The 25,535-nt window shown below is 73.1% G+C and carries 25 protein-coding genes and 2 pseudogenes; 15 read left to right on the top strand and 12 right to left on the bottom strand.

Annotated elements, in window-relative coordinates:
* Positions 1-31: 31 nt before the first annotated feature.
* On the top strand, positions 32-199 hold the full coding sequence (locus tag ACLGIH_RS03350; RefSeq protein ID WP_416523701.1) for a hypothetical protein: 168 nt from the start codon (positions 32-34) through the stop codon (positions 197-199).
* Positions 196-1,470 (top strand): ATP-grasp domain-containing protein, encoded by a 1,275-nt coding sequence (locus ACLGIH_RS03345; protein WP_416523700.1) that lies wholly within the window; start codon positions 196-198, stop codon positions 1,468-1,470. The genes ACLGIH_RS03350 and ACLGIH_RS03345 overlap by 4 nt, the downstream gene beginning before the upstream one ends.
* Positions 1,471-1,527: 57 nt before the next feature.
* Here the strand turns inward: ACLGIH_RS03345 and ACLGIH_RS03340 are convergent, their stop codons facing one another.
* Positions 1,528-2,079 (bottom strand): VanZ family protein, encoded by a 552-nt coding sequence (locus ACLGIH_RS03340; protein ID WP_416523699.1) that lies wholly within the window; start codon positions 2,077-2,079, stop codon positions 1,528-1,530.
* 93 nt (positions 2,080-2,172) lie between these two features.
* Positions 2,173-2,835 carry a DUF4230 domain-containing protein gene (locus tag ACLGIH_RS03335; RefSeq protein WP_416523698.1) on the bottom strand — a complete coding sequence of 221 codons (663 nt, stop codon included), beginning with the start codon at positions 2,833-2,835 and terminating at the stop codon, positions 2,173-2,175.
* Between the two features lie 201 nt (positions 2,836-3,036).
* On the opposite strand from ACLGIH_RS03335, the gene ACLGIH_RS03330 reads away from it, so the two are divergent.
* Positions 3,037-3,984: a ribose-phosphate diphosphokinase gene (locus ACLGIH_RS03330; protein ID WP_416523697.1), complete on the top strand. Its 948-nt coding sequence runs from the start codon at positions 3,037-3,039 to the stop codon at positions 3,982-3,984.
* Between the two features lie 42 nt (positions 3,985-4,026).
* On the opposite strand, the gene ACLGIH_RS03325 is transcribed toward ACLGIH_RS03330, so the two are convergent.
* Positions 4,027-4,407 (bottom strand): anti-sigma factor antagonist, encoded by a 381-nt coding sequence (locus ACLGIH_RS03325; protein WP_416523696.1) that lies wholly within the window; start codon positions 4,405-4,407, stop codon positions 4,027-4,029.
* Positions 4,408-4,571: 164 nt separating this feature from the next.
* Positions 4,572-5,522 (bottom strand): NADP-dependent oxidoreductase, encoded by a 951-nt coding sequence (locus ACLGIH_RS03320; protein ID WP_416523695.1) that lies wholly within the window; start codon positions 5,520-5,522, stop codon positions 4,572-4,574.
* A 71-nt stretch (positions 5,523-5,593) separates the two neighbouring features.
* Here ACLGIH_RS03320 and ACLGIH_RS03315 point away from each other — a divergent pair, with 71 nt between their 5' ends.
* Positions 5,594-6,550 carry a GlxA family transcriptional regulator gene (locus ACLGIH_RS03315; RefSeq protein ID WP_416523694.1) on the top strand — a complete coding sequence of 319 codons (957 nt, stop codon included), beginning with the start codon at positions 5,594-5,596 and terminating at the stop codon, positions 6,548-6,550.
* A 4-nt stretch (positions 6,551-6,554) separates the two neighbouring features.
* On the opposite strand, the gene ACLGIH_RS03310 is transcribed toward ACLGIH_RS03315, so the two are convergent.
* Positions 6,555-8,189, bottom strand: a complete 1,635-nt coding sequence (locus ACLGIH_RS03310) for an amidohydrolase (RefSeq protein WP_416523693.1) — start codon at positions 8,187-8,189, stop codon at positions 6,555-6,557.
* 204 nt (positions 8,190-8,393) lie between these two features.
* Between ACLGIH_RS03310 and ACLGIH_RS03305 the strand changes: the two are divergent.
* The 3 genes and pseudogenes from ACLGIH_RS03305 to ACLGIH_RS03295 all read left to right on the top strand — a co-directional run.
* Positions 8,394-9,095: pseudogene (locus ACLGIH_RS03305) on the top strand (TetR/AcrR family transcriptional regulator); the annotation flags it as partial.
* Positions 9,096-9,185: 90 nt separating this feature from the next.
* Positions 9,186-9,650, top strand: a complete 465-nt coding sequence (locus tag ACLGIH_RS03300) for a pyridoxamine 5'-phosphate oxidase family protein (RefSeq protein WP_416529270.1) — start codon at positions 9,186-9,188, stop codon at positions 9,648-9,650.
* An 80-nt stretch (positions 9,651-9,730) separates the two neighbouring features.
* Positions 9,731-10,123, top strand: coding sequence for a VOC family protein (locus tag ACLGIH_RS03295; protein WP_416523692.1), 393 nt, complete (start codon positions 9,731-9,733; stop codon positions 10,121-10,123).
* A 101-nt stretch (positions 10,124-10,224) separates the two neighbouring features.
* Here the strand turns inward: ACLGIH_RS03295 and ACLGIH_RS03290 are convergent, their stop codons facing one another.
* Positions 10,225-10,497, bottom strand: coding sequence for a DUF4235 domain-containing protein (locus tag ACLGIH_RS03290; protein ID WP_416529269.1), 273 nt, complete (start codon positions 10,495-10,497; stop codon positions 10,225-10,227).
* 144 nt (positions 10,498-10,641) lie between these two features.
* On the bottom strand, positions 10,642-11,682 hold the full coding sequence (locus ACLGIH_RS03285; protein ID WP_416523691.1) for a glutathione S-transferase family protein: 1,041 nt from the start codon (positions 11,680-11,682) through the stop codon (positions 10,642-10,644).
* 284 nt (positions 11,683-11,966) lie between these two features.
* On the opposite strand from ACLGIH_RS03285, the gene ACLGIH_RS03280 reads away from it, so the two are divergent.
* Positions 11,967-12,890, top strand: a complete 924-nt coding sequence (locus ACLGIH_RS03280) for a cation diffusion facilitator family transporter (RefSeq protein ID WP_416529268.1) — start codon at positions 11,967-11,969, stop codon at positions 12,888-12,890.
* Between the two features lie 329 nt (positions 12,891-13,219).
* Here ACLGIH_RS03280 and ACLGIH_RS03275 read toward each other — a convergent pair whose 3' ends face one another.
* Positions 13,220-13,489 carry a hypothetical protein gene (locus ACLGIH_RS03275; protein ID WP_416523690.1) on the bottom strand — a complete coding sequence of 90 codons (270 nt, stop codon included), beginning with the start codon at positions 13,487-13,489 and terminating at the stop codon, positions 13,220-13,222.
* Between ACLGIH_RS03275 and ACLGIH_RS03270 the strand changes: the two genes are divergently transcribed.
* The 3 genes from ACLGIH_RS03270 to ACLGIH_RS03260 all read left to right on the top strand — a co-directional run bounded on the left by ACLGIH_RS03270 (position 13,488) and on the right by ACLGIH_RS03260 (position 15,590).
* Complete coding sequence (locus tag ACLGIH_RS03270) at positions 13,488-14,720, top strand: cytochrome P450 (protein WP_416523689.1); 1,233 nt, start codon at positions 13,488-13,490, stop codon at positions 14,718-14,720. The genes ACLGIH_RS03275 and ACLGIH_RS03270 overlap by 2 nt on opposite strands.
* Positions 14,721-14,732: 12 nt before the next feature.
* Complete coding sequence (locus tag ACLGIH_RS03265; RefSeq protein WP_416523688.1) at positions 14,733-14,933, top strand: ferredoxin; 201 nt, start codon at positions 14,733-14,735, stop codon at positions 14,931-14,933.
* A gap of 96 nt (positions 14,934-15,029) precedes the next feature.
* Positions 15,030-15,590, top strand: a complete 561-nt coding sequence (locus ACLGIH_RS03260) for a flavoprotein (RefSeq protein WP_416523687.1) — start codon at positions 15,030-15,032, stop codon at positions 15,588-15,590.
* A gap of 257 nt (positions 15,591-15,847) precedes the next feature.
* Here the strand turns inward: ACLGIH_RS03260 and ACLGIH_RS03255 are convergent.
* Positions 15,848-16,519 (bottom strand): annotated as a pseudogene (locus ACLGIH_RS03255) (EamA family transporter); the annotation flags it as partial.
* A gap of 92 nt (positions 16,520-16,611) precedes the next feature.
* Here ACLGIH_RS03255 and ACLGIH_RS03250 point away from each other — a divergent pair.
* Positions 16,612-17,097, top strand: coding sequence for a MarR family winged helix-turn-helix transcriptional regulator (locus tag ACLGIH_RS03250; protein WP_416523686.1), 486 nt, complete (start codon positions 16,612-16,614; stop codon positions 17,095-17,097).
* Positions 17,098-17,217: 120 nt separating this feature from the next.
* Here the strand turns inward: ACLGIH_RS03250 and ACLGIH_RS03245 are convergent, their stop codons facing one another.
* On the bottom strand, positions 17,218-18,057 hold the full coding sequence (locus tag ACLGIH_RS03245) for a hypothetical protein (RefSeq protein WP_416523685.1): 840 nt from the start codon (positions 18,055-18,057) through the stop codon (positions 17,218-17,220).
* Positions 18,058-18,304: 247 nt separating this feature from the next.
* Between ACLGIH_RS03245 and ACLGIH_RS03240 the strand changes: the two genes are divergently transcribed.
* From ACLGIH_RS03240 to ACLGIH_RS03230, 3 genes are all read left to right on the top strand, one after another.
* Positions 18,305-19,273 (top strand): aldo/keto reductase, encoded by a 969-nt coding sequence (locus tag ACLGIH_RS03240; RefSeq protein ID WP_416523684.1) that lies wholly within the window; start codon positions 18,305-18,307, stop codon positions 19,271-19,273.
* Positions 19,274-19,545: 272 nt separating this feature from the next.
* Positions 19,546-20,190 (top strand): phosphotransferase, encoded by a 645-nt coding sequence (locus ACLGIH_RS03235; RefSeq protein WP_416523683.1) that lies wholly within the window; start codon positions 19,546-19,548, stop codon positions 20,188-20,190.
* Positions 20,191-20,314: 124 nt separating this feature from the next.
* A complete protein-coding gene (locus tag ACLGIH_RS03230; protein ID WP_416523682.1) occupies positions 20,315-21,343 on the top strand; it encodes a S66 family peptidase in 1,029 nt (342 codons plus the stop codon).
* Positions 21,344-22,172: 829 nt separating this feature from the next.
* Here the strand turns inward: ACLGIH_RS03230 and ACLGIH_RS03225 are convergent.
* Together ACLGIH_RS03225 and ACLGIH_RS03220 are read right to left on the bottom strand one after the other, a co-directional pair.
* Positions 22,173-22,826 carry a DUF4232 domain-containing protein gene (locus ACLGIH_RS03225; protein ID WP_416523681.1) on the bottom strand — a complete coding sequence of 218 codons (654 nt, stop codon included), beginning with the start codon at positions 22,824-22,826 and terminating at the stop codon, positions 22,173-22,175.
* A gap of 233 nt (positions 22,827-23,059) precedes the next feature.
* Positions 23,060-25,444 carry a SpoIIE family protein phosphatase gene (locus tag ACLGIH_RS03220; RefSeq protein WP_416523680.1) on the bottom strand — a complete coding sequence of 795 codons (2,385 nt, stop codon included), beginning with the start codon at positions 25,442-25,444 and terminating at the stop codon, positions 23,060-23,062.
* Positions 25,445-25,535 lie beyond the last annotated feature (91 nt).

Raw genomic sequence — 25,535 nt, 5'->3', positions numbered from 1 at the left:
GGCGGCACAGCACCCCCACAGAAGGACACCGATGCGAAAGCTGCTGCTGTCAATCGTCTACTTCGCCCTGGTCGTGCCGGCCGGCCTGGTCGGCCGCCTGGTCAGGGACCCGCTGGCGCGCCGCGTGGACCGGAGCGCCGCCACCTACTGGATCACCAGCACCGGTGGCGTCGTGAGCGGAAAGGCGGCCGTGCGATGACGACGTCCGGCACGCGCCCCGAAGGCGACGGCCCGGCCCCCGGCCTGGCGTTCGTCGAGAGCAACCTCACGGGCACCGGCATGCAGGCACTGCGCCTGGCCCGCGCCCTGGGGCTGCGGACCCTCTTCGTGACCTCGGATCTCGACCGCTACGCCGTGGACCCGGACACGGCGGCGACGATCCGTGCGTGCGCGGACGAGATCCTGCACTGCGACACGCAGAGTCCCGAGGCGATCGAGAAGGCGCTGCGCGCCGGCCCGACACCGGTGGCCGGCGTGATGACGGTCATGGAGTACTACGTCCCCATCGCGGCGGCGACCGCGCGCCGCATGGGGCTGCCCGGCCTGGACCCGGCCGCGGCGGACATGGCCAGGGACAAGCTGAAGACCCGCGTCCGGTGTGCCGAGCGCGGGGTCCCGGTCCCGGCGTTCCGCTTCGTCCAGGACGCCGCGGGGGTCGACGCCGCCCTCGCCGAGACCGGCCTGCCCTGCGTGGTGAAGCCCGTCGACGAGTCGGCGAGCATCGGCGTCGCCCTGTGCCGCACCCGTGAGGAGGCCGTCGACCGGGTCGCCGACATCGCCGGCCGGCCGACCAACTCCAAGGGCCAGCTTCGCGTCCCCGGCGCACTGGTCGAGGAGTGCCTGTTCGGCCACGAGGTCAGCGTGGAGACCTTCACCTTCGACGGACGTACGACGGTGCTGGGCGTCACCGACAAACTCCTCGGCCCCACGCCCCACTTCGTCGAACTGGGCCACACCTTCCCGTCGTCGGTGGGCGAAGGGGCGTCGAGGGCCGCGGACGTGGCGGTGGCGGCCCTGGACGCCATCGGCCTCGACTTCGGCCCGGCGCACGTGGAGGCCAAGCTGACCCCGCGCGGCCCCGTGCTCATCGAGATCAACGCGCGGACGGGCGGGGACTTCATCCCCGACCTGGTCGAACACGCGACCGGCGTGCCGCTGCTCCGGCAGTCGGTCCTCGCGCACAGCGGAGGACGTCCCGAGCTCACGCCCACACGCGCCAAGGGGGCGGCCATCCGCTTCATCGCCGGCCGGTCGGGAACGGTGGGCTCCGTGCCCGGCACCGACGTCCTGGAGAACTTCCCCTCGGTCGTCGCCTTCCGCACCAAGGCCGCGCCCGGGCAGCGGACGACCTGGCCGTCCAACAGCCACGAGCGGCTGGGACACGTGATGACCTGCGCGGCCACCGCCGAAGAGGCCGCCGCGGACGCCAACGCGGCACTGGCCCATCTCGCACCCACCTACCAGGAGTGACCACGGTGGGGCGGACCGCACGGGATCCGCCCCCCCCACGCCCCACGGCAGCGGCCCCTAGGCCGCGCCTCGCCGCGGCCCCCGGTGCGCGTGCACCGCGCGGCTGACCCGCCGCCCCAGGAGCAGGTAACCGATCAGCGCTCCGGCGGTGTTGAGCAGGACGTCGTCGATGTCGAAGGCGCGCCCGGTCACCATGGCGCCCTGCGCGAACTCCACCAGCAGCATGACGACGGCCGTCAGCACCAGCACCCGCAGCGGCCCCCGCGTGCGCGGCGCGACCACGGGCACCAGTACGCCGAACGGCACCCCGAGCAGGATGTTGCCGCCGATCTGCTTGACCGCGTCCCGCAGCGCCGGCTGGTTCAGATACGCCTCCAGGGAACGGCCGGGGCGCAGATTGGTGTGCGTCAGCGCCTCCGAGGCGGGGGAGGGGTGCAGCGTCAGCCGGGCCAGCACCACGGCGAAGGCCACCATGAAGACGAACGCGCACACCGTCGCCAGCAGCCGCAGGGGCCAGGGCATTGGGCGCCGTCCGCCCTCGGCGGGGTCCTGCGCCCTGGCGCCACGGGGTCGCAGCAGCGAACGCGGCCGTGCGGCGGTCCGAGCCATGCCGGTCCTCCAGTCGTCGGTGTCGGTGTCGGTGTCGGTGTCGATTCGGTGAACGGTGGGGCGGTTGGCCGCCCGGGGTCCGGGGGCGCCGGCTCAGCCGGCGTACGTCACCCGCACCTCGGTGAAGCCCAGGGAGTGCAGCAGACCCTTGAGCATGCCGGTGGTGTTGCTCTCCGCGCGCGCGGTCAGTTCGCTCTCCGTCGCCGCTTCGCGGATGTGCCGGACCGCGAGCTTCTGCACGGCCTGCTCGCTGTTGGGGTTGTCCGAGAACAGGTCCCCGAGCCGGTCCAGCAGACCGCGCTGCTTGGACACGGCGTAGGAGCGCTCCGGATCGAGGGAGGGCTCGCCGAGGGCGGCGTGCGGCAGCCGGAGCGTGGCCGACGTACGGTCGTCGTCGACCGTCACGTCGTCCTCGCCGACCTTCCCCAGATCGACGTAGGCGTCGACGGTGCCCGCGCCGACGTACAGGGTGCGGGTGCCGCGGACCGCGTCGGGCAGGAACCTGGCGTCCTTCTCCAGGTCCACGACCACCTGGAAGTTGCCGGAGGCGGCCTCGTAGCGGCTGATGTCCTGGATGGACTGCAGCAGCGCCGGGCCCGAGCGGTCATGGGTCTCGCTGCCGAACAGGTCCTTCAGACCCGGGAGCACGGTCAGCCGGAGCCCCGCGAACACCACGGCGAGCACCAGCACGGTCGCGGCCACCGCTTTGGCCCAGCCGGGCATGCGTCCGGACAGGCGGCTGATGGGAGTCGTCATGACCACGGCCCTCCTTCCTAGTCATCGCTTGCCCCTCATCTCCCCGGCCAGACCGGCCGGTTGGGGAACGGACGACAGCACGAGGAGCGCGCGGGGCGCACCGGTGTCCGGCCCGGTGCCGGCCCGGCGCCGCCGCGGCCCGGAAAAGCGAGGTCAGTAGCATGAGCCTTCCGGCCGGACATGATCACCCAAGGAGCGTCCGTGCGAGACATCGCCGTGTTCAGCGGTAGTGCCCACCCCGAGCTGGCCGAGGAGCTGTGCGCACAGCTCGGCGTGCCCCTCAGCCCCACCCGGGTCAGCCGGTTCGCCAACGACTGCCTGGAGGTGCAGCTGGCGGCCAACTGCCGGGAGCGGGACGTCTTCCTGGTCCAGCCGCTGGTCCGGCCGGTGCAGGAGCACCTCGTGGAGCTGCTGCTGATGTGCGACGCCGCGCGCGGCGCGTCGGCCGGGCGGATCACCGTCGTGATGCCGCACTACTCCTACGCCCGCTCCGACAAGAAGGACGAGCCCCGCATCTCCCTGGGCGGACGGCTGGTCGCGGACCTGCTGGTGGCGGCGGGCGCGAGCCGGGTGCTGGCCATGACACTGCACTCGCCGCAGGTGCACGGCTTCTTCTCGGTCCCGGTCGACCACCTGCACGCGCTGCGCGAACTCGCCGCGCACTTCCGGCAGTACGACCTCTCCCGTACGACGGTCGTCTCGCCGGACCTCGGCAACGCCAAGGAGGCCGCCGCCTTCGCCCGGCGGATCGGGGCTCAGGTGGCCGCGGGGGCCAAGCAGCGGTACGCCGACGACCGGGTCAGCATCAGCTCCGTCATCGGCGACGTCGCCGGACGGGACGTGATCGTGCTGGACGACGAGATCGCCAAGGGCAGCACGGTCCTGGAACTGCTCGACCGGCTGCGGGAGTCCGGTCCGCGCTCGGTCCGCGTCGCCTGCACCCACGGGCTGTTCGCGGCCGGTGCCCTCAAACGGCTGGACGAGCAGCCGGACGTCCTGGAGATCGTGTGCACCAACACGGTGCCCATTCCGGCCGCCGACCAGACCGACAAGCTCCGGGTGCTGTCCATCGCCCCCGCCCTCGCCGAGGCCGTGCGCCGCATCCACAACGGCGAGTCCGTCAGCGCCCTGTTCGACGACAGGTCGTAGGGCCCGTCCGGCCATTCCCGCCCGGCACGCGGGCTCGCCGCGTCACAGTGAGCCGGACGTGGCCTCCGGCCGGCCCAGGACCGCCTCCAGGGTCGGCCGCGGGGGCAGCAGCCGCGCCAGTCCGGTGATGCGCAGCATGCGCAGGGTCAGCGCATGCGCGCACACCAGGTGCAGTTCGCCCCCGTGGCCGAGCGCCCGGGCCCGTCCCCGGTACAGCAGCCGCAGGCCGGAGCAGTCGAAGAACTCGACCCGGCTGAGGTCGATCACGACCCGGGCGCCGGGACGGCCCGTCTCCCGGTCCAGATGCGGGGCGATCTCGCCCTCCGCGGCGATGTCGATCTCGCCGCGGAACTCCAGCACCGTGTGTGCCCGCTCGCGATGGATCCGCAGATGCCGGGTGAACGGTGCGGGTTCCTGCCGCACGACGGCATCGCCTCCAGCCTGGTTCGTTTCTGCCCTGCAAGTTACCCTCAACGAAAGAAATTTGAGCATGTTCGATTGACATATGTCATCGAATTCTCACTTACATCAACGGGAACCAACGGGACAGCCGGGCCGACCAGGCGGTGTCGATACGGGGGCCGGTGTCAGTCCATCACCAGGACCAGCTTGCCCGTGGTCCGCCCCCGGTCGCCGAGCGCATGCGCTTCGGCCGCCTCGCCCAGCGGGAACGTCCGCTCGATCGTGGCGCGCAGCTTCCCGGACTCCACCAGAGAGGCGATCTCCCGCATACCGCCGCGGTCGGCGTCCACGAGCATCCGCACCGCCCGTACGCCGAGCCGCTGAGCCTCCTCGTAGAACTCCTGGGAGCCGACCGGCAGGATCGAGACCACGATCCCGCCCGGACGCAGGACGCGCAGCGAACGGACGGAGGTGTCACCGCCGATCGTGTCGAGCACGACGTCGACGTCCTTCACCGCCTCGGCGAAGTCCGTCTCCCGGTAGTCCAGCGGCTCGTCCACGCCGATCGAGCGCAGGAAGTCGTGCTTGCCCGCGCTGGCGGTGCCGATCACCCGCGCGCCCCGGGCCTTGGCGATCTGCACCGCCACATGGCCCACGCCGCCCGCCGCCGCGTGCACCAGCACCCGCTGTCCCGGCCGCACGTCCGCCCGCTCCACCAGCGCCTGCCACGCGGTCAGCGAGACCAGCGGCAGCGCACCCGCCTGGACATGGTCGATCCCGGCCGGCTTGTGGGTGAAGGCACGGGCCGGGGCGGTCACGTACTCGGCGTGCGAGCCGTGGCCGAACGGGTACGACAGCATCCCGAAGACCTCGTCGCCCGGCCCGAACTCGGCCACGCCGATCCCGACCGCCTCGACCACGCCCGAGACGTCCCAGCCGAGCACGAACGGCGGCTCGCCCAGGAAGCCGCCGTTCGCGCGGTGCTTCCAGTCGGTCGGGTTCACTCCGGCGGCGCGCACCCGCACCAGCACCTCGTTGGGGCGCGGGGAGGGGCGCTCCAGCCGTACTTCCGTCAGTACCTCGGGGCCGCCGAGGGTGTCCTGGCTGATCGCTCGCATCGTGTTCACATCGCTCATGGTCGTCCAGCCTGCCGGTCCCCGCCCGTTCGCGAAATGGCACGATGGTCATCAACCGATAGGATCCTGCCATGCAGCACGCGCAGCGCGCCCATCGGGTCGTGGTTCTCGCCCTCGACGGCGTCTACACCTTCGAACTGGGCATCCCCAGCCGCATCCTGGGCGCGGCCGACGGCCGGTACGAGGTGCTGACCTGCACGGCCGACGGACGCCCGGTGCGCACCGACGCGGGCTTCACCGTCACCGCCGAGCACGGCCCGGAGATCCTGGCCACGGCCGACACGGTGGTGATCGCCGCCGTCCCGCCGTCCCTGATCACGGCGGAACCGCCCGCGGCGGTCACCGCCGCCCTCGCCCGGATCCGTCCGGACGCCCGGATCGTCTCCATCTGCACGGGCGCGTTCGTCCTGGCCGCGGCCGGGCTCCTCGACGGCCGCCGGGCGACCACCCACTGGCGGGTCGCCGGCCTGTTCCGGCGCATGTACCCGCACATCGCGCTCGACCCCGACGTGCTCTTCGTCGACGACGGCCGGATCCTGACCTCCGCCGGAGCCGCCTCGGGCGTCGACGTCTGCCTCCATCTGATCCGCACCGACCACGGCAGCGCACTGGCCAACACCGTCGCCCGCCGGTGCGTGGTCCCGCCGTTCCGGGACGGCGGGCAGGCCCAGTACATCGAGCAGCCGGTGCCCCGGCCCGGCGCCGCGAGCACCGCCGCGACCCGTGCCTGGGCCCTCGAACACCTCGGCGAGTCCCTGTCGCTGGCGGACCTCGCCGCGCACGCCGGGATGAGCCTGCGCACCTTCGCCCGCCGCTTCCACGACGAGGTGGGCCTCAGCCCCGGCCGCTGGCTGATCCAGCAGCGCGTCGCCCGCGCCCGGCACCTGCTGGAGGCCAGCGACCTGCCCGTGGACCAGATCGCCGGCCGGGTCGGCTTCGCCACCGGCGCCTCCCTGCGCCGGCACCTGCACACGTCGATCGGCGTGTCACCGCAGGCCTACCGGCGGACGTTCCAGTCGGCGCGCTGACCGCTCAGCCCTCGTCGGCGGCGTACACCCGCTCGCCACCCACGTACGTCAGCGCCACCCGCGTGCCGGCGATCGCCTCCGGGGGCCCGTCGAACGGGTCGCGGTCCAGCACCACGAGGTCCGCCAGCATGCCCTCGCGGATCCGGCCGCTGTCGTCCAGGTGGTTCACGTACGCCGAACCCGCCGTGTAGGTCGTCAACGCCGCGGCCAGACCGATGCGTTCGGCCGGCAGGAACACCGGCGCCCGGCCGCCGGGTTCCACGCGGTTCACCGCGACATGGACGCCGTGCAGCGGGTCGGGGCTGCTGACCGGCCAGTCGCTGCCGGCCGCGAGCACGGCGCCCGACCGCAGCAGGGCGCCGAACGGGTACTGCCGCGCGGCCCGTTCGGGCCCCAGGAAGGGGATGGCCAACTCGTCCATCTGCGGTTCGTGCGCGGCCCACAGCGGCTGGATGTTGGCGGTGGCGCCGAGCCGGGCGAAGCGGGGCACGTCGTCGGGGTGCACGATCTGGAGGTGGGCCAGGTGCGGCCGGGTGTCGCTCGGCCCGTTCGCCGTCCGCGCCGCCTCGATCGCGTCCAGGGCGTCCCGGACGGCACGGTCGCCGAGCGCGTGGAAGTGGCACTGGAAGCCGAGCGCGTCCAGTTCGGTGACGTACGCCGGCAGCCTGGCCGCGTCCAGGAAGGCGGTGCCCCGGTTGGCGGTGGCGCAGCCGCAGCGGTCGAGATACGGCTCCAGCAGCGCCGCCGTGCCGGTCTCGGCGACCCCGTCCAGCATCAGCTTGACACTGCTCGCGCGGAACCGGCCATGGGTCAGCGCGGCCCGGCGCTCGACGAGTTCCGGGATCTGCTCGGCCCCGCGCTCCCGGTCCCACCACAGGGCGCCGACGACCCGGGCGGTCAGCGAGCCGTCGCGGGCGGCGGCGAGATACGCCTCGGCCGGGTCCGGCATCCCGAGGAAGTCCCCGACCAGCGCGTCCTGCCACGCCGTGACGCCGAGCGCGTGCAGATGCCGCTGGGCGTGCAGCAGGGCGTCCAGCCGGTCGGCCGCCGTGACCGGCGGGGTGAGCCGCCCGACCAGCTGCATCGCGCCCTCCTGGAGCGTCCCGCCCGGCTCGCCCGAGGCGGTGCGGTCGATGCGCCCGTCGGCCGGGTCGGGGGTGTCCCGGCCGATGCCGGCCAGCGCGAGGGCGCGGCTGTTGACCCACGCGCCGTGGTGGTCGCGGTTGGGCAGGTACACCGGACGGTCGGGGACGGCGGCGTCCAGCAGCTCCTTCGAGGGAGTGCCGCCCGCGAAGGCCTCCATGGACCAGCCGCCGCCGGTGATCCACTCCCGCTCGGGGTGTGCGGCGGCGTAGGCGCGGACCGCGGCGACCGTCTCGTCGGCCGTCCGGGTCCCGGTCAGGTCGCACTGGGTGAGCTCCAGCCCGGCCGGCACCGGATGGACGTGCGCGTCCTGGAAGCCGGGCAGCAGCAGCCGGCCGGCGAGGTCGACGACCTCGGTCCCCGGCCCGGTCAGCTCGCGCAGCTCGTCGGCCCGCCCGACGGCGGTGACCCGGCCCCCGGTGACGGCGACCGCGGTGGCGGTCCGGCCCCCCGGGGTGAGGACGGGTCCGCCGGTGAACAGGAGATCGGCGTGCATGGTCACTTCCTTGCCGGTCGGGACAGGGGCTCGGGGGCTCAGGGGGAAGACGGGCGGGGCATGTCGGCGTCCAGGGGAGCGAGCGCGGGATCCCCGTCGCCCGGGCTCATGTAACTGCCCGCCGGGCCAATGGGTCAACGGTGTTGTCATAAGCTCCGTGCCACCGTCCGAGGGGGCGGGTCCGACCGTCCGAGGAGGTACGCCATGACCGACCGCGTCGTGCCGCCCGCCGCCCGCCGGCGCCGGCGCCCCACCAAGCAGGGCGTCGTGCTGTCCGAGGAGCTGATCGTCGAGACCGCCCTCCGGCTGATCGAGGAGCACGGTTCCGAGGCCCTGTCCGTGCGCCGCCTCGGTCGCGCCCTCGGCGCCGACCCCAGCTCCCTGTACCGCTACTTCCGGCACACCGACGACCTGATGCTCGCCGTCGCCGACGAACTGATCGGCCGGTCCGCCCGCTCCTGGCGCCCCACCGGCGACTGGCGGGCGGACCTGCGGGACATCGGCCTGCGCATGCACGCGGTAGCCCTCGCCCATCCCCGGGCGGCCGTGCTCAGCTCCTACCGGGTCACCGGACGCGCCCACGAGATCACGGCCGTGGAGACCATCCTCGGCATCCTGCGCGGTGCCGGCTTCCCCGACGCCGAGGCGGTGCGGATCTACCACGCCTTCGTCGACCAGTCCCTGGCCTTCGGCGCCCTGGACTCGGCGAGCGCGGCCTTGCCGCGACCGGCCCGCGAGGCGGAGGCGGAAGTGTGGCGGGCGACGTACGCGCGGCTGTCCCCGGACACCCACCCGCACATCGCGGTCACCGCCCCGCACCTGGTGGCGGACATGCGGCACAGCTCGTATCCGGCGGCACTCGACCTGCTGCTGGACGCGGCGGCGACTCGGTTGGCGGAGACGAGGACGTGGCCGCCACAACCACCGGTCACACTGATCACACCAAGAACGCAAGCACAAGCACGACATGACGAACCATCAGGAGGTAGCCGGACGATGAGCACGCCGCCCCCACGCACCGCCGAGCAGCGCAAGAAGGACACCCTGCACCGCCTGGAGCACGACGTCGACGCCTGGGTCGCCACGGCCGACAGCGCCTCGGGTGCGCCCTACCTCGTTCCGCTGTCGTTCCTCTGGAACGGCTCCTGCCTGCTGTTCTCCACCCCGGCCAGCAGTCCCACCGGCCGCAACCTGGTCTCCAGCGGCCGGACCCGGGTCGGCATCGGACCGACCCGCGACGTCGTGCTCCTCGAAGGCACCGTCGAACCCGTGGAACCCGCCGACCTGCCCGAGCAGGACGCCGACCTGTTCGCCGCCAAGACCGGCTTCGATCCGCGGCAACTGACCACGCCCTACCGGTACTTCCGCGTCGTCCCGCAGCGGATCCAGGCATGGCGCGAGGCGGACGAACTGGACGGGCGCGAACTGATGCGCGACGGGAGATGGCTGGTGGCCGACTGAATCCGGCGGGCCGGGATATCCGCAAGGTACAGGGCGGCGGGGCATGCGACGTCCCGCGCCCCGGACCTTCGGAGGGGAAGATGGCACTGGTGAACGCGGGCATCGTGGTGCTCGACTGCGCCGAGCCCCAGAAGCTCGCCGAGTTCTACAAGGGGCTGCTGGACGCGGAGGAGACCGCCATGACCGCCAACCGCGTGGAGATCCGCGGACCGGACGGCTTCCGCATGGCGTTCCGCCGCGATGTGAACGCGACCCCGCCGAGCTGGCCCCGCCCCGAGAACTCCCTCCAGGCGCACCTGGACTTCGTGGTCGACGACCTCGACGAGGCGGAGCGCGGGGTGGTGGGGCTCGGCGGGCGTCCGCTGGAGGCGAAGGACGCGCTGGGGCCGTACGAGGAGCGCGGCTACGCCGACCCGGCGGGCCACTCCTTCACCCTGCGCCGCACCACACCGACGAGTCCCAAGCAGGGCTGAGCCCCGGGCGCCGGGCGGAACCGGCGGACCCGGGGCAGCGCCGAGCGCCGGCGCCGGGCGGGGCGACGGTATTCCGCCGCCCCGCCCGGCGCCGGGCCGGATCAGTCGCGACCGCCCTTCTCCTTGGTCGGCCAGACTCCGGTGGAACGCTCGATCGCCTTGGCGCCGCCGCGGTCCACGGCGCTGCGCACCGCGGCGAAGATCGCGCCCTGGACCGCGGCGGCCAGCAGGACCTCTCCCCAGCCGCGGTCCGGGTCCAGCGCGTCGGGCGCGTCGTCCTCGTGCCGGAGCATCTTCCACGTCTTCTGGAAGGCCATACCGGCCAGCGCTCCGCCCGCCCAGCCCAGCACGAAGCCGATCGGCTGGTAGGCCATGGGGAGCTTCTTCTTCGCCTTCTTGCCCACGAGGTCTCCTTGACTGTGAGGTTTCGTCGGTTCGTCGGTTCGTCGGTGTGTCAGGTGGTCGGTTCGTCTGGTGACCGATCGGGTCCCCTGGGGGCGCTCGCATACGCCGGTCGGTCAGCCCGCCGGAACGTTGCCGCCCGGTGCCGGGACCTCCTCGCCGGCCGGGGGCGGCCCCGGAGGCGTCCCGTCGCCGAACGGACGGCCGCCCAGCTCCTGCCGGTGGTGCGGCGTGAGCCAGCCGGACGGGTCCGGGCCCAGGGGCACGATCCCGGTCGGGTTGATGCCGGTGTGCACCTGGTAGTAGTGGCGTTTGATGTGGTCGAAGTCGACGGTGTCGCCGAAGCCCGGCGTCTGGAACAGGTCGCGGGCGTAGGCCCACAGCACCGGATTCTCCGTCAGCTTCCAGCGGTTGCACTTGAAGTGGCCGTGGTAGACGGCGTCGAAGCGGACCAGCGTGGTGAACAGCCGGATGTCCGCCTCGGTGATGGTGCCGCCGACCAGATAGCGCTGCCGCTCCAGCCGCGGGGTGAGCAGTTCCAGCCGCCGGAAGACCGCGGCGCAGGCCTCCTCGTACTCCGCCTGGCCGGTGGCGAAGCCCGCCCGGTACACGCCGTTGTTGACGTCCTCGTAGACGCCCGCCATCACCTCGTCGATCTCGTCCCGCAGCGCCTCGGGGTACAGGTCGGGCGCGCCCGCGCGGTGCAGGGACGTCCACTCGGTCGCCAGGTCGAGGGTGATCTGCTGGTAGTCGTTGGTGACCAGCTGCCCGCTGGGCACGTCCACGACCGCCGGCACGCTCACCCCGCCCGGGTACCCGGTCTCCCGCTTGTCGTAGGCCTCGCTGAGGTAGCGGATGCCGAGCACCGGGTCGCGGCCGTCCGGATCGAGTGTGAACCGCCAGCTGCGGTCGTCCTGGATCGGGTCGGCGACCGCCAGGGACAGCGCGTCCTCCAGCCCGAGCAGCCGCCGGGAGACCAGCGACCGGCTCGCCCACGGACAGGCGCGGCTGACGACCAGACGGTACCGGCCCGGCTCGACCGGCCAGCCGTCCCGGCCGTCCGCGGTGATCCGGTCCGCGAAGTGGCTCTTGGACCGCTTGAAGGCCCTCCTGCCGTACGCGCTGTTGCCGCCCTGCCCGTCGTCGCCGCCGCTCATGGCCTCTCCTCGCTGCCGTGCCTGCCCTCGGTGGGTGCCTTCCCCGACAGGACGCGTTCCCCGTTTCGCGCCGTCGGCACTGGTGGGCCACCCACAAGGCGGGTGTGAGCCGGCAGGTGGCGGGCAGTCGGCGAATCGTGAGCGGCACATCCTCGGACGAGAAGACCCAGCAGAAGACCGACCGAAACCCCGAACGAAAGGCCGGCAGAGAGCCCGGCCGAGAGCCCGGCCGAGAGCCCGGCCGGAACGCGGGCCGCAAGACGGATCGCAGGACCCGGATCACCGTGCTGGTCGCACTGGCGGCCAATCTGGTGATCGCCGTCGCCAAGGCGGTCGGCGGCGTGCTCGCCGCCTCCCCGGCGCTGCTGTCGGAGGCGGCGCACTCCGTGGCCGACAGCATGAACGAGATCTTCCTGCTGGCCGCCCTGCGCCGCAGCCGCCGTCCCGCCGACCGGAGGCACCCCTTCGGCTACGGGAAGGAGCGTTTCTTCTGGTCGCTCCTCGCGGCCGTCGGCATCTTCGTCATGGGCGGCTGCTTCTCCTTCTACCAGGGCTTCGACGCCCTGCGCAGGGGAGGGCAGGAGGAGTTGAGCGGATACGTGGCCGGACTGATCGTGCTGGGGGTCGCCCTGCTCGCCGAGGGCGCCTCGCTGCTGCGCGCGCTGTACCAGGCGCACCGGCAGGGCGGCACGAACGGCGGCGGGCTGCGCGACCCGGCGCTGCGCACGGTCGTCGCGGAGGACGGCACCGCGGTGCTCGGCGTGACGCTCGCCCTGATCGGCATGGTGCTGCACATGGTCACCGGCCAGGTCGTCTACGAGGCGTGCGCCTCGCTCGGGATCGGCGCGCTGCTCGTGTACGTGGCCTACCGGCTGGGCCGGGAGGCCCGCGACCAGCTGATCGGCGAGGCGGCCGACCCCGAGTCCAGTGGCCGGATCCGCGCCGTGCTGCAGGCACAGCCGGAGATCGACAGCGTCGAGGCGCTGTTCACGATGAAGACCGGTCTCGACAGCGCCCTGGTCGCCGCCCGCGTCGACCTGGTGCCCGGCCTGGACAGCGAACGCGTCGAGGAGGTCGCGGACCGCATCAAGCACTCCATCGCGCGGACCGTCCCCGAGGCGGGGGAGATATTCCTCGACGTGACCGACCGGCCCGCCCGGGAGGCAGCGGAAAGCCCCGCCGCGACGGGGGAGCGCGGCGGGGCCTGACCCACGCGTGCCCGGTGGCCGCGGGTTCATGCCCCCTCGGAAGGAAAATTCCGCGAGCCGCCGGGTTCCCCGGCGAGCGCGCCGCCACCGGCGCCCAGCGACCGTGGCCGCACGGGCGGGTTGCGGGCCCGGCGTGGGCCCGGGGCATGGCCTCCTGCGTGCCGGGCAGGGCCGCCCTGACGTCCCCGAGGGTGGGTCTCGACGTCCCCGAGGGTGGGTTGTGAGGGCCTGTGCGGTACCGGCGCCGGGCCTGCGGCCGGTACCAGCCCGGCCGGATCCGGCGCACCGCCGCGGCCACCGGGCGTCCCCATCGCGCCAGATCCGCTCCGTCACTGCGCCCGGTCCGCACCGCGCCGCACCGCGGCGAGGCGCCGGGACGGTCCGGCGGCCGGCCACCACCTCGTACGCCACCACGGCCACCAGGTCGGTCCGGCCGTGCCGGGCGCGGACCCGGCACGGCGGCCGGCCCGGTCCGGGCGGCGATCCTCGGCCAGTTCGCCGCCGTCACCGATCTGGCCGAACTTCCCGTCGCCGGATAGGTGCCCGGGGCATCTAATGAAGATCGGCAAGACGCACTCTTCGTCTGCGAGGTCTTCCATGACGGACACGACGGACACGACGGCCGCGCAGGACACCGCGCCGCGCACGGCACCCGTCGCCTTCCCCCAGGACCGCACCTGCCCCTATCACCCGCCGACGGCCTACGACCCGCTGCGCGCCACCCGGCCGCTGGCCCGGATCACCCTCTATGACGGCCGTCAGGCCTGGCTGGTCACCGGACACGCCACCGCCCGCCGGCTCCTGGCCGACCAGCGGCTGTCGTCCGACCGGACCCACCCCGACTTCCCCGTCCCCGCGCCGCGCTTCGCCGGGGGGCGCGACCGCAGGACCGCGCTGCTCGGCGTGGACGACCCCGAGCACCACGCCCAGCGGAAGATGGTTCTGCCCGAGTTCACCCTCAAGCGGGCCGCCGCCCTGCGCCCCCGCATCCAGGAGATCGTGGACGGCCGCCTCGACGCGATGACCGCCCAGGGCCCGCCCGCCGAGCTGGTGTCCGCCTTCGCGCTGCCGGTGCCCTCCATGGTGATCTGCGCCCTGCTCGGCGTCCCCTACGCCGACCACGACTTCTTCGAGGAGCAGTCCCGCCGGCTGCTGCGCGGCCCGGCCGCGGCCGACACCCAGGACGCCCGCGACCAGTTGGAGGGCTACCTCGGCCTGCTGGTCGACCGCAAGCGGCGGGAGCCGGGCACGGGCCTGCTGGACGACCTGGTCCGGCGGCAGTCGCGGGACGGCACGGCCGACCGCGCCGGACTGGTCGCCCTGGCGATCATCCTGCTGGTCGCGGGACACGAGACGACCGCGAACATGATCTCGCTCGGCACCTACACCCTGCTGCGCCACCCCGAGCGGCTGGCCGAGCTGCGCGCCGACCCGCGGCTGCTGCCCGGCGCGGTCGAGGAACTGATGCGGATGCTGTCCATCGCCGACGGGCTGCTGCGGCGAGCCACCGAGGACATCGAGGTGGACGGCCACACGATCCGGGCGGGCGAAGGCGTCGTCTTCGCCACCTCCGTCATCAACCGCGACACGGCCGTCTACGCCGAGCCCGACACCCTCGACTGGCACCGGCCGGCCCGTCACCACGTCGCCTTCGGCTTCGGCATCCACCAGTGCCTCGGCCAGAACCTGGCCCGCGCCGAACTGGAGATCGCCCTGCACACCCTCTTCGAGCGGCTGCCCACCCTGCGCCTCGCGGTCCCGGCCGAGGAGATCCCCTGGAAACCCGGCGACACGATCCAGGGGATGCTGGAACTCCCCGTGGCCTGGTAGGAGGCTCCGGACATGCGCATCGACATCGACAAGGACCTCTGCATCGGCGCGGGCCAGTGCGCCCTGACCGCACCGGAGGTGTTCACCCAGGACGACGACGGCTACAGCACCCTGCTGCCCGGCCGGGAGGACGGCGGGGGCAGTCCGCTGCTGCGAGAGGCGGCCCGCGCCTGCCCGGTGGCGGCCATCACCGTCTCCGAGACGGTCTCCTGACAGATCGATCTGCCGACGGGAGGTTTCCTGACGGCAAGTCACCTGATGGGAAGGCCCCTCGGGCGGGTGCTTCGGGCGGTCGCGTAGGGTTCCGGGATGACCACACCGGACGCGAGGCCGGACCGCAGGCCCTTCCTCTACGTCGTCGTGTGCGCCGCCGGGGTCGCCGGGGACGTCGGCAAGCTGATCACGGCGGCGCACGAACGCCACTGGGAGGTCGGGGTGATCGCCACCCCGACCGCGGCGGCGGACGGCTTCTTCGACCCGGCCGCCGTGGCCGCGCAGACCGGGCACCCGGTCCGTGCCCGGTCCCGCCCGCCGGGCGAACCGCGTCCGTTCCCGCCGCCGGACGCCGTGGCCGTCGCGCCCGCCACCTTCAACACGGTCAACAAGTGGGCCGCCGGCTTCGCCGACAGCGTCGCCCTGGGCACCCTGTGCGAGGCCTGCGGCCTCGGCGTGCCCATCGCCGTCCTGCCGTGCGTGGCCGACGCGTTGGCGGGCCACCCCGCCTACCGGGAGAGCGTGGCCCGGCTGCGGGGGATGGGCGTCCGCTTCGGCGAGCGGTACACCGGGGAGCCAGGCCCGGACGGCGCCGGCCCGGATTTCGGGTGGGAGAGGGCCCTGGACCTGATCACACCGGACACGGCCCGGGGCTGACCTGTCCGGTCGGTCATCGGACCGTCTGATGGTCCGGTGGCGAGTTGCCGGCGGGTCGTCGCCGGGCCCGTCGCCGGCCGCCCGATGGCCGCGCAGGTCGTCGATCCGGCCGTCGGCCCGTCCCGGCCGGGAGGTTCGTCGGGCGAGGAGGACCCCGCAGAGGGTGAGCACCAGGCCGCACACCTGACGGCCGGACAGGGGGTCTCGCCGGAGATCAGGACGCCCAGCAGTACGCCCGTCACGGGGTTGAGGAGCCCGAGGAGACCGACCGTGCCCGACGGGAGGTGCGCCAGCCCCGTGAACCAGGCGGCGAAGGCGACGGCCGCGGCCACCACGGCGAGGTAACCGAAACCGAGGAGTGCGGGGCCGTCGAGCGCGGGCGGCGCGCCCTCCACCTGGGCCGCGCACGGCAGGAGCAGCAGCCCGCCGCCGATGAGCTGCCAGCCGGTCGAGGCGAGTACGTCGGCCTCGCCGCTCCAGCGCTTGGCGAGGACGTATCCGAACGAGGAGACGGCCGTCGCGGCGACGGAGGCGTGGATGCCGGCGGCGTCCACGGAACCCCTCGCCGTGAACACCATCAGACAGACGCCCGCGAGGCCGACGCCGGCCCCGGCGAGGTGCCGGGGGCCCGGCCGCTCGCCGACGAGCCCCCAGGCGAGCAGCATCATGGCCAGCGGCGCGACGGCCATCACGATCGACGCCGCGCTGGTGGGAAGGCGCTGCGCCGCCACGTACGCGAGCGCGAAGAACCCGCTCATGTTGAGGGCTCCGAGCACCAGGGACTTGCCCCACCAGCTCCCGCGAGGCAGCTTCCGGCGCACGGCCAGCAGGAGCAGTCCGGCGGGGAGCGCCCGGATGGCGGCCCCGTACAGGGGGTGGCCGGCGGGAAGGAACTCCCGGGTGACGAAGTAGGTCGTGCCCCGGGCCACGGGGGCGATGGCGGTGCTCAGCGCCCATCCAAGTTACCTTCCATGGAAGGTAACCATCGGGCGAAGCCGCCGACCGCCCCGCTCCGGACCATGTGGCCCGTATCCAGGCCGAGTGGGCCCGGGAGCGCCCGGACGTGGACGTCTCCCCGCAGGCGGTCATCGGCCGCCTGCACCGCCTGGGCCTGCTCCTGACCGCGCGCCTGAACCTGGTCTACCGCCGCTACGGCCTGTCCGACAGGGAGTTCGACGTCCTGGCCGCGCTGCGCCGGACCGGCGAGCCCTTCGAACGGGCGCCGGGCGAGCTGGCCGCGCACACGATGGTCACCACGGGAGCGATGACCAAGCGGATCGACCGCCTGGAGCGCGACGGCCTGGTGGCGCGGCGCCGCTCGGCGGCGGACGGCCGGGGCCGGGTGGTCGCGCTCACGGGGGCGGGCCGGGCACTGATCGACCGCGCGTTCACGGAGCACATGGACAACGAGCGAAGCCTTCTGGACGCCTTGGAGCCGCAGGAGGCACGGCACTTGGATCGGCTGCTGACGACATGGCCGGCGAAGATGGAGCCGCCGCAGGCGTAGCGGGTCCGTCGTCACGAGCCGCCGGGGGCCTTCGTCCCATCCGCAGGACCGCCCCGCCCCGCCTCGCGCCCCCGGCAACGGCCCGGGCACGGAGTGGCCGCACGATCGCCCGGGCGGTTCCTAGGCGCAGCCGACCGTCGGCCCGACCAGCATGCCTCCCGTGTACACCTCCTGCCCCCGCGGCATCCAGTAGCCCAGCTTCGAGACGACCGTCGAGCAGGACGGGCCGAGCGTGACGCGGACCCTCACCGTTGCCGGGCGGCCCGGCTGAAGGTCCGTCAGAGCACAGTCCAGCGCGTGGCGCAGGCGGGTACCGGACGGGTGGCGGCCGATCAACGGGTTGACGCACCGGGCGTCGTCCGTGGCCAGTGACACCCCGGAGTCCTCCTCGCCGATGAGGCCGAAGCGCGCGCTGCCGTCGCCCGCGTCGCTGTCGCGGTGGACCGTGTAGGTGAGCGTGGTGGTGGAGCCGGTCCGCAGGGTGCGCCGGTCGACCTCGACGCGGTGCGTGGGCGCGGGCTTCGGCGTGGTCACCGTGAGCGTGGTGCGCACGGTGCCGCGCAGGTCCACGCCCTCCGGCACGGAACGGGCGTGCACCGTGGCCGTGATCTCGTACGTCCCCGGGCCCGGGTAGACCGGGTGCGAACCGGGCAGCGACCCGGAGGCGACCGTCCTGCCGTCCTGCCGGGCGGTCCAGGTGCCGGAGGTCAGACAGGCGTACCGGGTACCGGTCCCGGGCCTTCGGCAGGTCGCCGGGGCCGAGACCTCCATGCCGCGGGCGCCGCCCGAGGCGCACAGGTCGACCGTGGCGCGCTGCCCGCCGGCGCCGCGCAGGGTGCCGGCCGGGGCGCACAGCGTCGCCCGGCCCTCGGCCGCCGGATCCGCGGCGGGGGCCGGCCGCCCCCACGCGGGTGTGACCAGGGCGAGACACAGCACGGCCGTACCGGCCAGGGTCGTCACCCGTCTCGGAGTTCTCCTCGCACGTGTGAGCACGCGTTCCTCCCGCGACGTCCGCGGCCGGTCGGGCACCGGCCGTCTGGGCAGAGGATGCGGCAGCCGGCCGGGTCCCGGCCGCTCCCACGCCGCGCGGTCACCTGGGGGCAGCAACGGCCGGTCCGGCGGGGAGGAGCCGGTGGCCGGGGATTGGAGCGCGCACGAACACGTACGCTCCCCTTGAACAGTGATCCGGAAGGCAGGAGCAGCAACGATGCAGTACGTGAAGCTCGGTTCGACGGGCCTGGACGTGTCGCGGATCTGTCTGGGGTGCATGACCTACGGTCTTCCCGACCGCGGCGTGCACGAGTGGACCCTCGGCGAGGAGGCCTCGCGCCCCCTGATCCGCCAGGCGCTGGAGGCGGGCATCACCTTCTTCGACACGGCCAACGTCTACTCCGACGGCACCAGCGAGGAGATCGTCGGCCGGGCGCTCGCCGAGTTCGCCCGCCGGGACGAGATCGTGCTGGCGACGAAGGTGCACGGCCGGATGCGGCCCGGGCCGAACGGCGGCGGCCTGTCCCGCAAGGCGATCATGGCGGAGATCGACCACAGCCTGCGGCGCCTGGGCACCGACTACGTGGACCTCTACCAGATCCACCGCTGGGACCCGCACACGCCCATCGAGGAGACGATGGAGGCCCTGCACGACCTGGTCAAGGCCGGCAAGGTCCGCTACCTCGGGGCCAGTTCGATGTACGCCTGGCAGTTCGCCAAGGCCCAGTACACCGCCGAGCGGCACGGCTGGACGCGGTTCGTCTCCATGCAGAACCACTACAACCTGCTCTACCGCGAGGAGGAGCGCGAGATGCTGCCGCTCTGCGCGGACCAGGGCGTCGGCGTGCTGCCGTGGAGCCCGCTCGCCCGCGGCCGGCTCACCCGCGACTGGGGGACCACCACCGAGCGCAGCGCCACCGACAACTTCGGCAGCACCCTCTACCAGGAGGGCGACCGTGCCATCGTCGAGGCCGTCACCCGCATCGCCGGCGACCGCGGCGTCCCGCGCGCCCAGGTCGCCCTCGCCTGGCTGCTCCACCAGGACACGGTGACCGCGCCGATCATCGGCGCCGCCAGGCCGGGACACCTCGACGACGCGGTGGCGGCCGTGGAGCTGGAGCTGACGGACAAGGAGATCGAGGAACTGGAGCGGCCCTACACGCCGCACCCGATCGCCGGTCACTGAGCCTCAGCCAACCTGACACCGCAGGCCAAAGGGCTGGTGTGCTCGCCTGACGGGGTGCTCGCGCCAGCCTTGGGCGGCAGTCTGCGGAGTAGATTGCCTGGCGGAGTTCCCTCGGCGGCGGATCAAGCGTCAGGACAAGGTGATGGCAGTGCGAGGTAACGACCGGGCAGGGTGGACGGATGCCTGAGTCGCCCTTGCCCGGAGGTTTCGTCACTGCGGTCGTTCGTGTCGGGGCCACGGTGCGCCGTCCGGCCTCGGCTCGCACGAGGTTCGTGGGTGATCTGCTGAGGTTGCTCGAAGCCGGCGGCTGGAGCGGTGCTCCGCGGTATCTCGGTGTGGACGACGAGGGCCGCGAAGTCCTCGGTTACCTTGAGGGTCATGTGGCGTGGGAGCCGCGGCAACCTGCTGCTGTCTCATCCGACGAGAGTCTGGTGACGGTCGCCCGGCTCGTGCGTGAGTTCCACGACCTGACGGCCGGCACCCCACTGGCCGGTGGCCAAGAGGTCGTGTGTCACAACGACCTGTCGCCCAAGAACACGGTCTATCGGCCGTGCGGGGGCGAGCTGCGGCCAGTGGCATTCATCGACTGGGACCTTGCCGCGCCGGGTGCGCGGATCCACGACATCGCGCATGTCTGCTGGCAGTACCTCGGTCTCGGCCCTTCGGTCACCGACGTCGAGGAGGTGGCCCGGCGCATGAGGCTGATCGTCGACAGCTACGAGTTGTCGGACCGGCAATGTCTCGTGTCCACGATCCTGTGGTGGCAGGACCGCTGCCGGCGGGGCATCGAGTCCCAGGCCGATGCGGGTGACGTCGCCATGGCTCGACTCCGTGACGCAGGGGCGGCGAGGCAAGTCCGGACGGCCTATCAGTGGGTTTCCGATCATCGGGGTGCACTGGAACGCTCAATGCGGTGAGCGCGGGAGTACGGTCGCGGTCGGTTCGCTGGTTCCTTCGCAGCGGCGGTCGGACGGCCTTCTACGGTTCTGAAGCTGAAAACGTGCTGTCGTCTGCGCAGGACGCTGTGCCAAGATCCAATGCATGTCAGTTCGCTACCCCCGCGCCCTGCGTCCCGGCGACCGTGTCGGGGTGACCGCACCGTCGAGCGGAGTCGCGAAGGAACTGCGTGAGCGACTGAACGTCGCCGTCAAGGACATTCAGGCACGCGGGTACGAGGTTGTCGTCGGACAGTGCGTGGACGGCTCCGGACACGTCAGCGCCTCAGCCGCCGATCGCGCAGCCGAACTGACGTCGATGCTGACCGATCCCACCATCAGGGCTGTCGTGCCGCCATGGGGCGGAGAGACCGCGATCGACCTGATCCCACTGCTCGACTGGGACGGGCTGCGAGAGGCGGAGCCGACCTGGCTCGTCGGATTCTCCGACATTTCGACCCTCATCACACCGCTGACGCTGCTCACCGGTACGGCAACGCTCCACGGCAACAACCTGATGGACACGCCCTACCGCGTTCCCGAGGGATTGCTGTCGTGGCTCGACATCGTCGCCGCGCCTTCGGGCCACCGGTTCACACAGACCCCGCCCGGATTCCACCGGTCCCAGGGCTTCGACGACTACGCGACCTTCCCCGACGTACGCGAGTACACGCTCGACTCGCAGGGCGTCTGGACCCGGCTCGACGACAGTGGTGACGTGGTGGCTGAGGGCAGGTTGATCGGCGGCTGCATCGAGACGTTGTGCAATCTCGCGGGGACGCCCTACCTCGATGTGACGACGTTCGCCCGCAACGAGTCTCCCGAGGGTCTCCTCGTGTACGTCGAGGCAGCCGAACACGACGCCTTCACGATCTGCCGAAACCTGCACGGCATGCGGCTCGCCGGGGTCTTCGACCATGCGAATGCGATCCTCGTCGGCCGGACCAGGGCACCGGACAACAGTTCCCTCACCCAGCATGAAGCCGTTCTCGATGCCCTCGGCCCCTTGAATGTGCCGATCATCGCTGACATCGAGTGCGGCCACGTTCCGCCCTACATGCCGATCCTCAACGGCGCTTACGGCCGTATCGTTCACGCACCCGGCCGGAGTGAGCTGACCCAGACGTTGAACTGAAGTTTCCTGGTCCACGACGACTTCGTGTCCGGCGTCCACGACACCTGTGTGGAGCCGAGAGACCAGCCGGCTGGGCGCATGTACTGGAAGAGGTTGCCGCAGGGCGCAACGCCGCCTGGCGCGAGGCTGCGCGGGTCGCCGAGGGCCGGCATCCGCCTGGACTGGCGGGAGGACGATCACGGTCACCATCGCCGGCCAGCAGGCCACCAGGCTGTCCGTCTCCCTCGACGTGGACCTCGGTTGGATCGTCGAACAGCGTGCGCTGCTCGACAGGCTCCGCGCCGTCCGGGCACACCTCATCACCGTGGGTGAGGCGCTCTGAACGGCGGCATATGGCAAGGCGGTGGTGACAGGCGAGGCTACGGTGATGCCGACGGAGGCCAGGGGCCGAGTTGCCGTCCGGAGTCCGCTTTCGGCCGATCGTCGACGAGTCCCAGCCTGAGATCGGAGCAACAGAACGTCGAGCTGGCAGCAATCACACAGGGGCGTCGGCATCCTGATCGAGGAGGGTCGCGTTGGACGCCAGGGCGCAAGCGGTGTCGGCGAAGTACTGCTCGCCGGCACCCGGGGCGAGGCCGAGGAGGACGCCCTGCGTGAGACCGACGAACAGTGCCCTCAGACAGCCGCTCCCCTCGTGTTTGCCGCACTGCTGCTGGTTGCCACGCCCGTGCCGCCAGCCTCAGACACCCGCGCAGAGGATTCCGAACACCGACACCGAACCTCTGCTGCCGACTCGGCAATCCCGCTCGGCGACCAACAGCGGCCTTACAGGTGACGCACACACACTGCCGCTCGAATCTGCGCTGAGCTGCGCAAAGCAGGCCCCGACTCAGGGGCCCGTGCCGGGGGCCAGGGCGGTGACGGAGACGGACGACTCGTTGCCGCCCACGGGCACCTCACCGGCCGTCCACTTCACCTTGAGGGAGTCGTGTTCGTCCGGCGGGGTGACCAGCAGCGCCGCCGGCTCGGCGGTGCGCGCCCCGCTGATCTCCGGACTGGCGAACGACAGCCCCGCCCAGGCGCTCGCGCCCGGGGTCAGCCGGACCGTCTCCGGCGACGCCGGGGCGCGCTCGGGGTCGGGGCCCAGTTGCTTTCCGGAGGCGTCGACGAAGGCGGCGCCCGGATAGCCGTACAGCGTGCAGGTGCGGTCCGAGGTGTTGGTCAGCACCATCGGGAAGTTCCGCTGCCCGGCACCGGGGTCGACCCGGCCGACGGTCGCGCGCAGTTCGGAGGTCTGGCACCGGCCGTCGGTCCGTGCGGACGCGGAGGCGGACGCCGCCGTGTCGCCGGCGGCGGGACTGGCCGTCGGGGTGCCGGACGCCGCGCCGAGCGTGCTGGTCGCGCGATCGGCGCGGGTGGGCTGCGGAGTGCCGGACGTGGCCTGCCCGCCCCCGCAGGAGGTGAGCGCACCGAGCACCACGACGGCGCTCGCGAGCACGACGGCCCGGCGCAGGGGCCGGGAGGGAGCGGGCCGGGAACGCACCGACGCGGATCGCACGGAGCGGGAGCGCACCGACCGGGACGGCACCGACCGGGACGGCACCGACCGGGACGGAGCGGACCGGGAACGCACGGATCGGGGTTGCACGGGCTGGGATGTCTTCGCCATCGCTTCTCCACTCCCGACGGGGCTGGTCGCGCCCGGCCCGGCGCCTGCGTCCGCGCCGCGCGCCCTGTGGATGCGGGTGTCCCGCCGCACGGTCCGGGAAACCGGCGTCACTCCTCGTCGAGGAGGGCCAGCTCGGCCCAGATGGTCTTGCCGTCGGCCGTGTGCCGGCTGCCCCAGCGCTGGGTGAGCTGCGCGACCAGCAGCAGCCCGCGCCCGCCCTCGTCCCAGGTCTTGGCCCGGCGCAGATGCGGCGCCGTGTGGCTGGTGTCGGAGACCTCGCAGATCAGCGTGGTCGCGCTGTGGATCAGCCGCAGCCGGATGGGTGCCGCGCCGTACCGGATGGCGTTGGTGACCAGTTCGCTCACCACCAGCTCGGCGGTGAAGGACGCCTCCAGCATGGCCCAGTCGGCTAGCCGGTCGAGCACCTGCTTGCGGATGGGCGCGACCAGCGCCGGGTCGGCGGGGATGTCCCAGGTGGCGACCTGGGCGGCGGGCAGCCCCCGGGTGCGGGCCAGCAGCAGCGCCACGTCGTCCGCGGTGCCGCCCGCCGGGAGCAGGGCGTGCAGCACCCGGTCGCAGGCCTGGTCGAGCGAACCGGCGGCCGACGCCAGGGCCTCGACCAGCACGGAGTGCCCGGTGCCGGCGTCCCGGTCCCGGCCCTCCACCAGCCCGTCGGTGTAGAACGCCAGGACGCTGCCCTCCGGCAGGGAGATCTCGGCGGACTCGAACGGCAGCCCGCCCACGCCCAGCGGCGGGCCCGTGGGCAGCTCGACGTGCCGGGCGGGCCCGTCCGGCGGGACCAGCACCGGCGGCGGATGCCCGGCCCGGGCCAGCGCGCAGCGCCGGGACACCGGGTCGTACACGGCGTACAGACACGTGGCGCCGACCTCGCCGGTGCCGTCGCCGCCGGACTCCTCCGAGAGCCGGACCACCAGGTCGTCCAGGTGGGTGAGCAGTTCGTCGGGGGCGAGGTCGATGTCGGCGAGGGTGCGGACCGCCGTGCGCAGCCGCCCCATCGTGGCCGAGGCCGTGATGCCGTGGCCGACGACGTCCCCGACGACCATGGCGACACGCATCCCGGACAGCGGGATCACGTCGAACCAGTCGCCGCCGACCCCGGACCGCGCGGCCGGCAGATAACGGGAGGCCGCCTCGACCGCGACGGTGGGCGGCAGCGTCCGGGGCAGCAGGCTGCGCTGCAGGGTCAGGGTCGTCTCGCGCTCGCGCGAGTAGCGGCGGGCGTTGTCGATGCAGACGGCGGCGCGGGCGGTGACCTCCTCGGCCAGCAGGACGTCGTCGTGGGTGAACGGCTCCGGACGCCGGAAGCGGGTGAACACCGCCACCCCGAGCGTGGTGCCACGGGCCTGGAGCGGGACGGACATCGTGGAGTGGATGCCGTACTCCTCGACCCGCCGGAAGCGCACCTCGTCCCAGGTCCGCCACCGCTCGACGTCGCCGGAGGGCACCGCGGCCACGATCGCGCCGCCCGTCCTCAGCGACTCGGCCTGCGGGGAGCCGGCCGGGTAGAGGTCCACCTGCCCCGGCCGGGCGACCGCCTCCGGGCAGCCCGGGGTGATCGACCGGTGCGCCGCCCGGCGCAGAGTCACTGGCGGGGCCGGCGCACCGGTCGCCTCACCCCCGTACTCGCGGGCGTCGAGCAGGTCCACGCTGACGAAGTCGGCGAGCGCGGGCACGCACACCGCGGCCAGTTCCTCGGCGGTGCGGGTCACGTCGAGGGTGGAGCCGATGCGCACACTGGCCTCGTTGACCAGTTGCAGCCGTTCCCGGGCGAGATGCTGCTCGGTGAAGTCGTGGGCGGTCACGCAGACGCCCCGCACCCGCCCGTCGGGGGTGGTGAGCGGGGCGATCCGGGCCAGCCAGGCGTGGGCGCCGCGGCTCTCGCCGGTGGCCTTCATGTACGTCTGCATGTCGTGGCCGCGCCCGGTGGCGAGGACCCGCCGCAGGTGCTCCTCGAGCTCCGCGTGCTGCGGCCGGCTGCCGATGTCGGTGGGGCGCAGACCGCGCAGCCGCTCGGCCGGCAGTTCCAGCAGCCGTGCCATGGCGTCGTTGACGCCGTGCAGACGGAGCTGGTCGTCGAAGATCATCGTGGCGCAGGGGGACTGGACCAGGGCCGACCGGACCAGCTGGTCCTCCGGCCGCTCGCCGCCGTCCCGGGCGGGCGGGCTGACGGCGAGCCAGGTGCCCGGCCCGCCGTCCGGCGCCGGCCGGTGGTGGGCGAGCACCCACACGGACACGGTGCGGCCGTCGCGGTGCCGCAGGGCGAGCGTGCCGTTCCAGCGTTCGTCGCGGGGACCGACGGGTGCCGCGGCGCCGCCGTCGGCGAGCAGCCCGGCGGCGGGCCGGCCCACCACGTCGGCCGCCGTGTGCCCCAGCAGCCGCCGGGCCCCCTCGTTCCACTCCAGCAGTGTGCCGGTGGCGTCGATGACGGCCCGGGCCGTGGCGGCATCGTCGAACGGGTTGACCGGGCTCATCGTCGCCACTCCATCGCGCACACTCACCGTCAACAGGTGTGTCACTTGGGTACCAAGCCTAGTGCGTCCCGCCAACGCCGCGTGGCCGGAT

This window comes from Streptomyces hamibioticus, from assembly GCF_047946815.1.
GTDB lineage: Bacteria > Actinomycetota > Actinomycetes > Streptomycetales > Streptomycetaceae > Streptomyces.
The sequence above is the reverse complement of the archived record's forward strand: the minus strand, read 5'-3'. Positions and strand labels throughout refer to the sequence as shown.

What these genes read in the sequence shown, in the direction of transcription:
- ACLGIH_RS03340 (WP_416523699.1), bottom strand. Translation starts at nt 2,079, where the DNA reads ATGGCTCGGACCGCCGCACGGCCGCGTTCGCTGCTGCGACCCCGTGGC.
- ACLGIH_RS03345 (WP_416523700.1), top strand. Translation starts at nt 196, where the DNA reads ATGACGACGTCCGGCACGCGCCCCGAAGGCGACGGCCCGGCCCCCGGC.
- ACLGIH_RS03295 (WP_416523692.1), top strand. Translation starts at nt 9,731, where the DNA reads ATGGCACTGGTGAACGCGGGCATCGTGGTGCTCGACTGCGCCGAGCCC.
- ACLGIH_RS03350 (WP_416523701.1), top strand. Translation starts at nt 32, where the DNA reads ATGCGAAAGCTGCTGCTGTCAATCGTCTACTTCGCCCTGGTCGTGCCG.
- ACLGIH_RS03275 (WP_416523690.1), bottom strand. Translation starts at nt 13,489, where the DNA reads ATGGAAGACCTCGCAGACGAAGAGTGCGTCTTGCCGATCTTCATTAGA.
- ACLGIH_RS03260 (WP_416523687.1), top strand. Translation starts at nt 15,030, where the DNA reads ATGACCACACCGGACGCGAGGCCGGACCGCAGGCCCTTCCTCTACGTC.
- ACLGIH_RS03300 (WP_416529270.1), top strand. Translation starts at nt 9,186, where the DNA reads ATGAGCACGCCGCCCCCACGCACCGCCGAGCAGCGCAAGAAGGACACC.
- ACLGIH_RS03320 (WP_416523695.1), bottom strand. Translation starts at nt 5,522, where the DNA reads ATGAGCGATGTGAACACGATGCGAGCGATCAGCCAGGACACCCTCGGC.
- ACLGIH_RS03270 (WP_416523689.1), top strand. Translation starts at nt 13,488, where the DNA reads ATGACGGACACGACGGACACGACGGCCGCGCAGGACACCGCGCCGCGC.
- ACLGIH_RS03240 (WP_416523684.1), top strand. Translation starts at nt 18,305, where the DNA reads ATGCAGTACGTGAAGCTCGGTTCGACGGGCCTGGACGTGTCGCGGATC.
- ACLGIH_RS03220 (WP_416523680.1), bottom strand. Translation starts at nt 25,444, where the DNA reads ATGAGCCCGGTCAACCCGTTCGACGATGCCGCCACGGCCCGGGCCGTC.
- ACLGIH_RS03285 (WP_416523691.1), bottom strand. Translation starts at nt 11,682, where the DNA reads ATGAGCGGCGGCGACGACGGGCAGGGCGGCAACAGCGCGTACGGCAGG.
- ACLGIH_RS03310 (WP_416523693.1), bottom strand. Translation starts at nt 8,189, where the DNA reads ATGCACGCCGATCTCCTGTTCACCGGCGGACCCGTCCTCACCCCGGGG.
- ACLGIH_RS03230 (WP_416523682.1), top strand. Translation starts at nt 20,315, where the DNA reads ATGTCAGTTCGCTACCCCCGCGCCCTGCGTCCCGGCGACCGTGTCGGG.
- ACLGIH_RS03265 (WP_416523688.1), top strand. Translation starts at nt 14,733, where the DNA reads ATGCGCATCGACATCGACAAGGACCTCTGCATCGGCGCGGGCCAGTGC.
- ACLGIH_RS03335 (WP_416523698.1), bottom strand. Translation starts at nt 2,835, where the DNA reads ATGACGACTCCCATCAGCCGCCTGTCCGGACGCATGCCCGGCTGGGCC.
- ACLGIH_RS03315 (WP_416523694.1), top strand. Translation starts at nt 5,594, where the DNA reads ATGCAGCACGCGCAGCGCGCCCATCGGGTCGTGGTTCTCGCCCTCGAC.
- ACLGIH_RS03290 (WP_416529269.1), bottom strand. Translation starts at nt 10,497, where the DNA reads ATGGCCTACCAGCCGATCGGCTTCGTGCTGGGCTGGGCGGGCGGAGCG.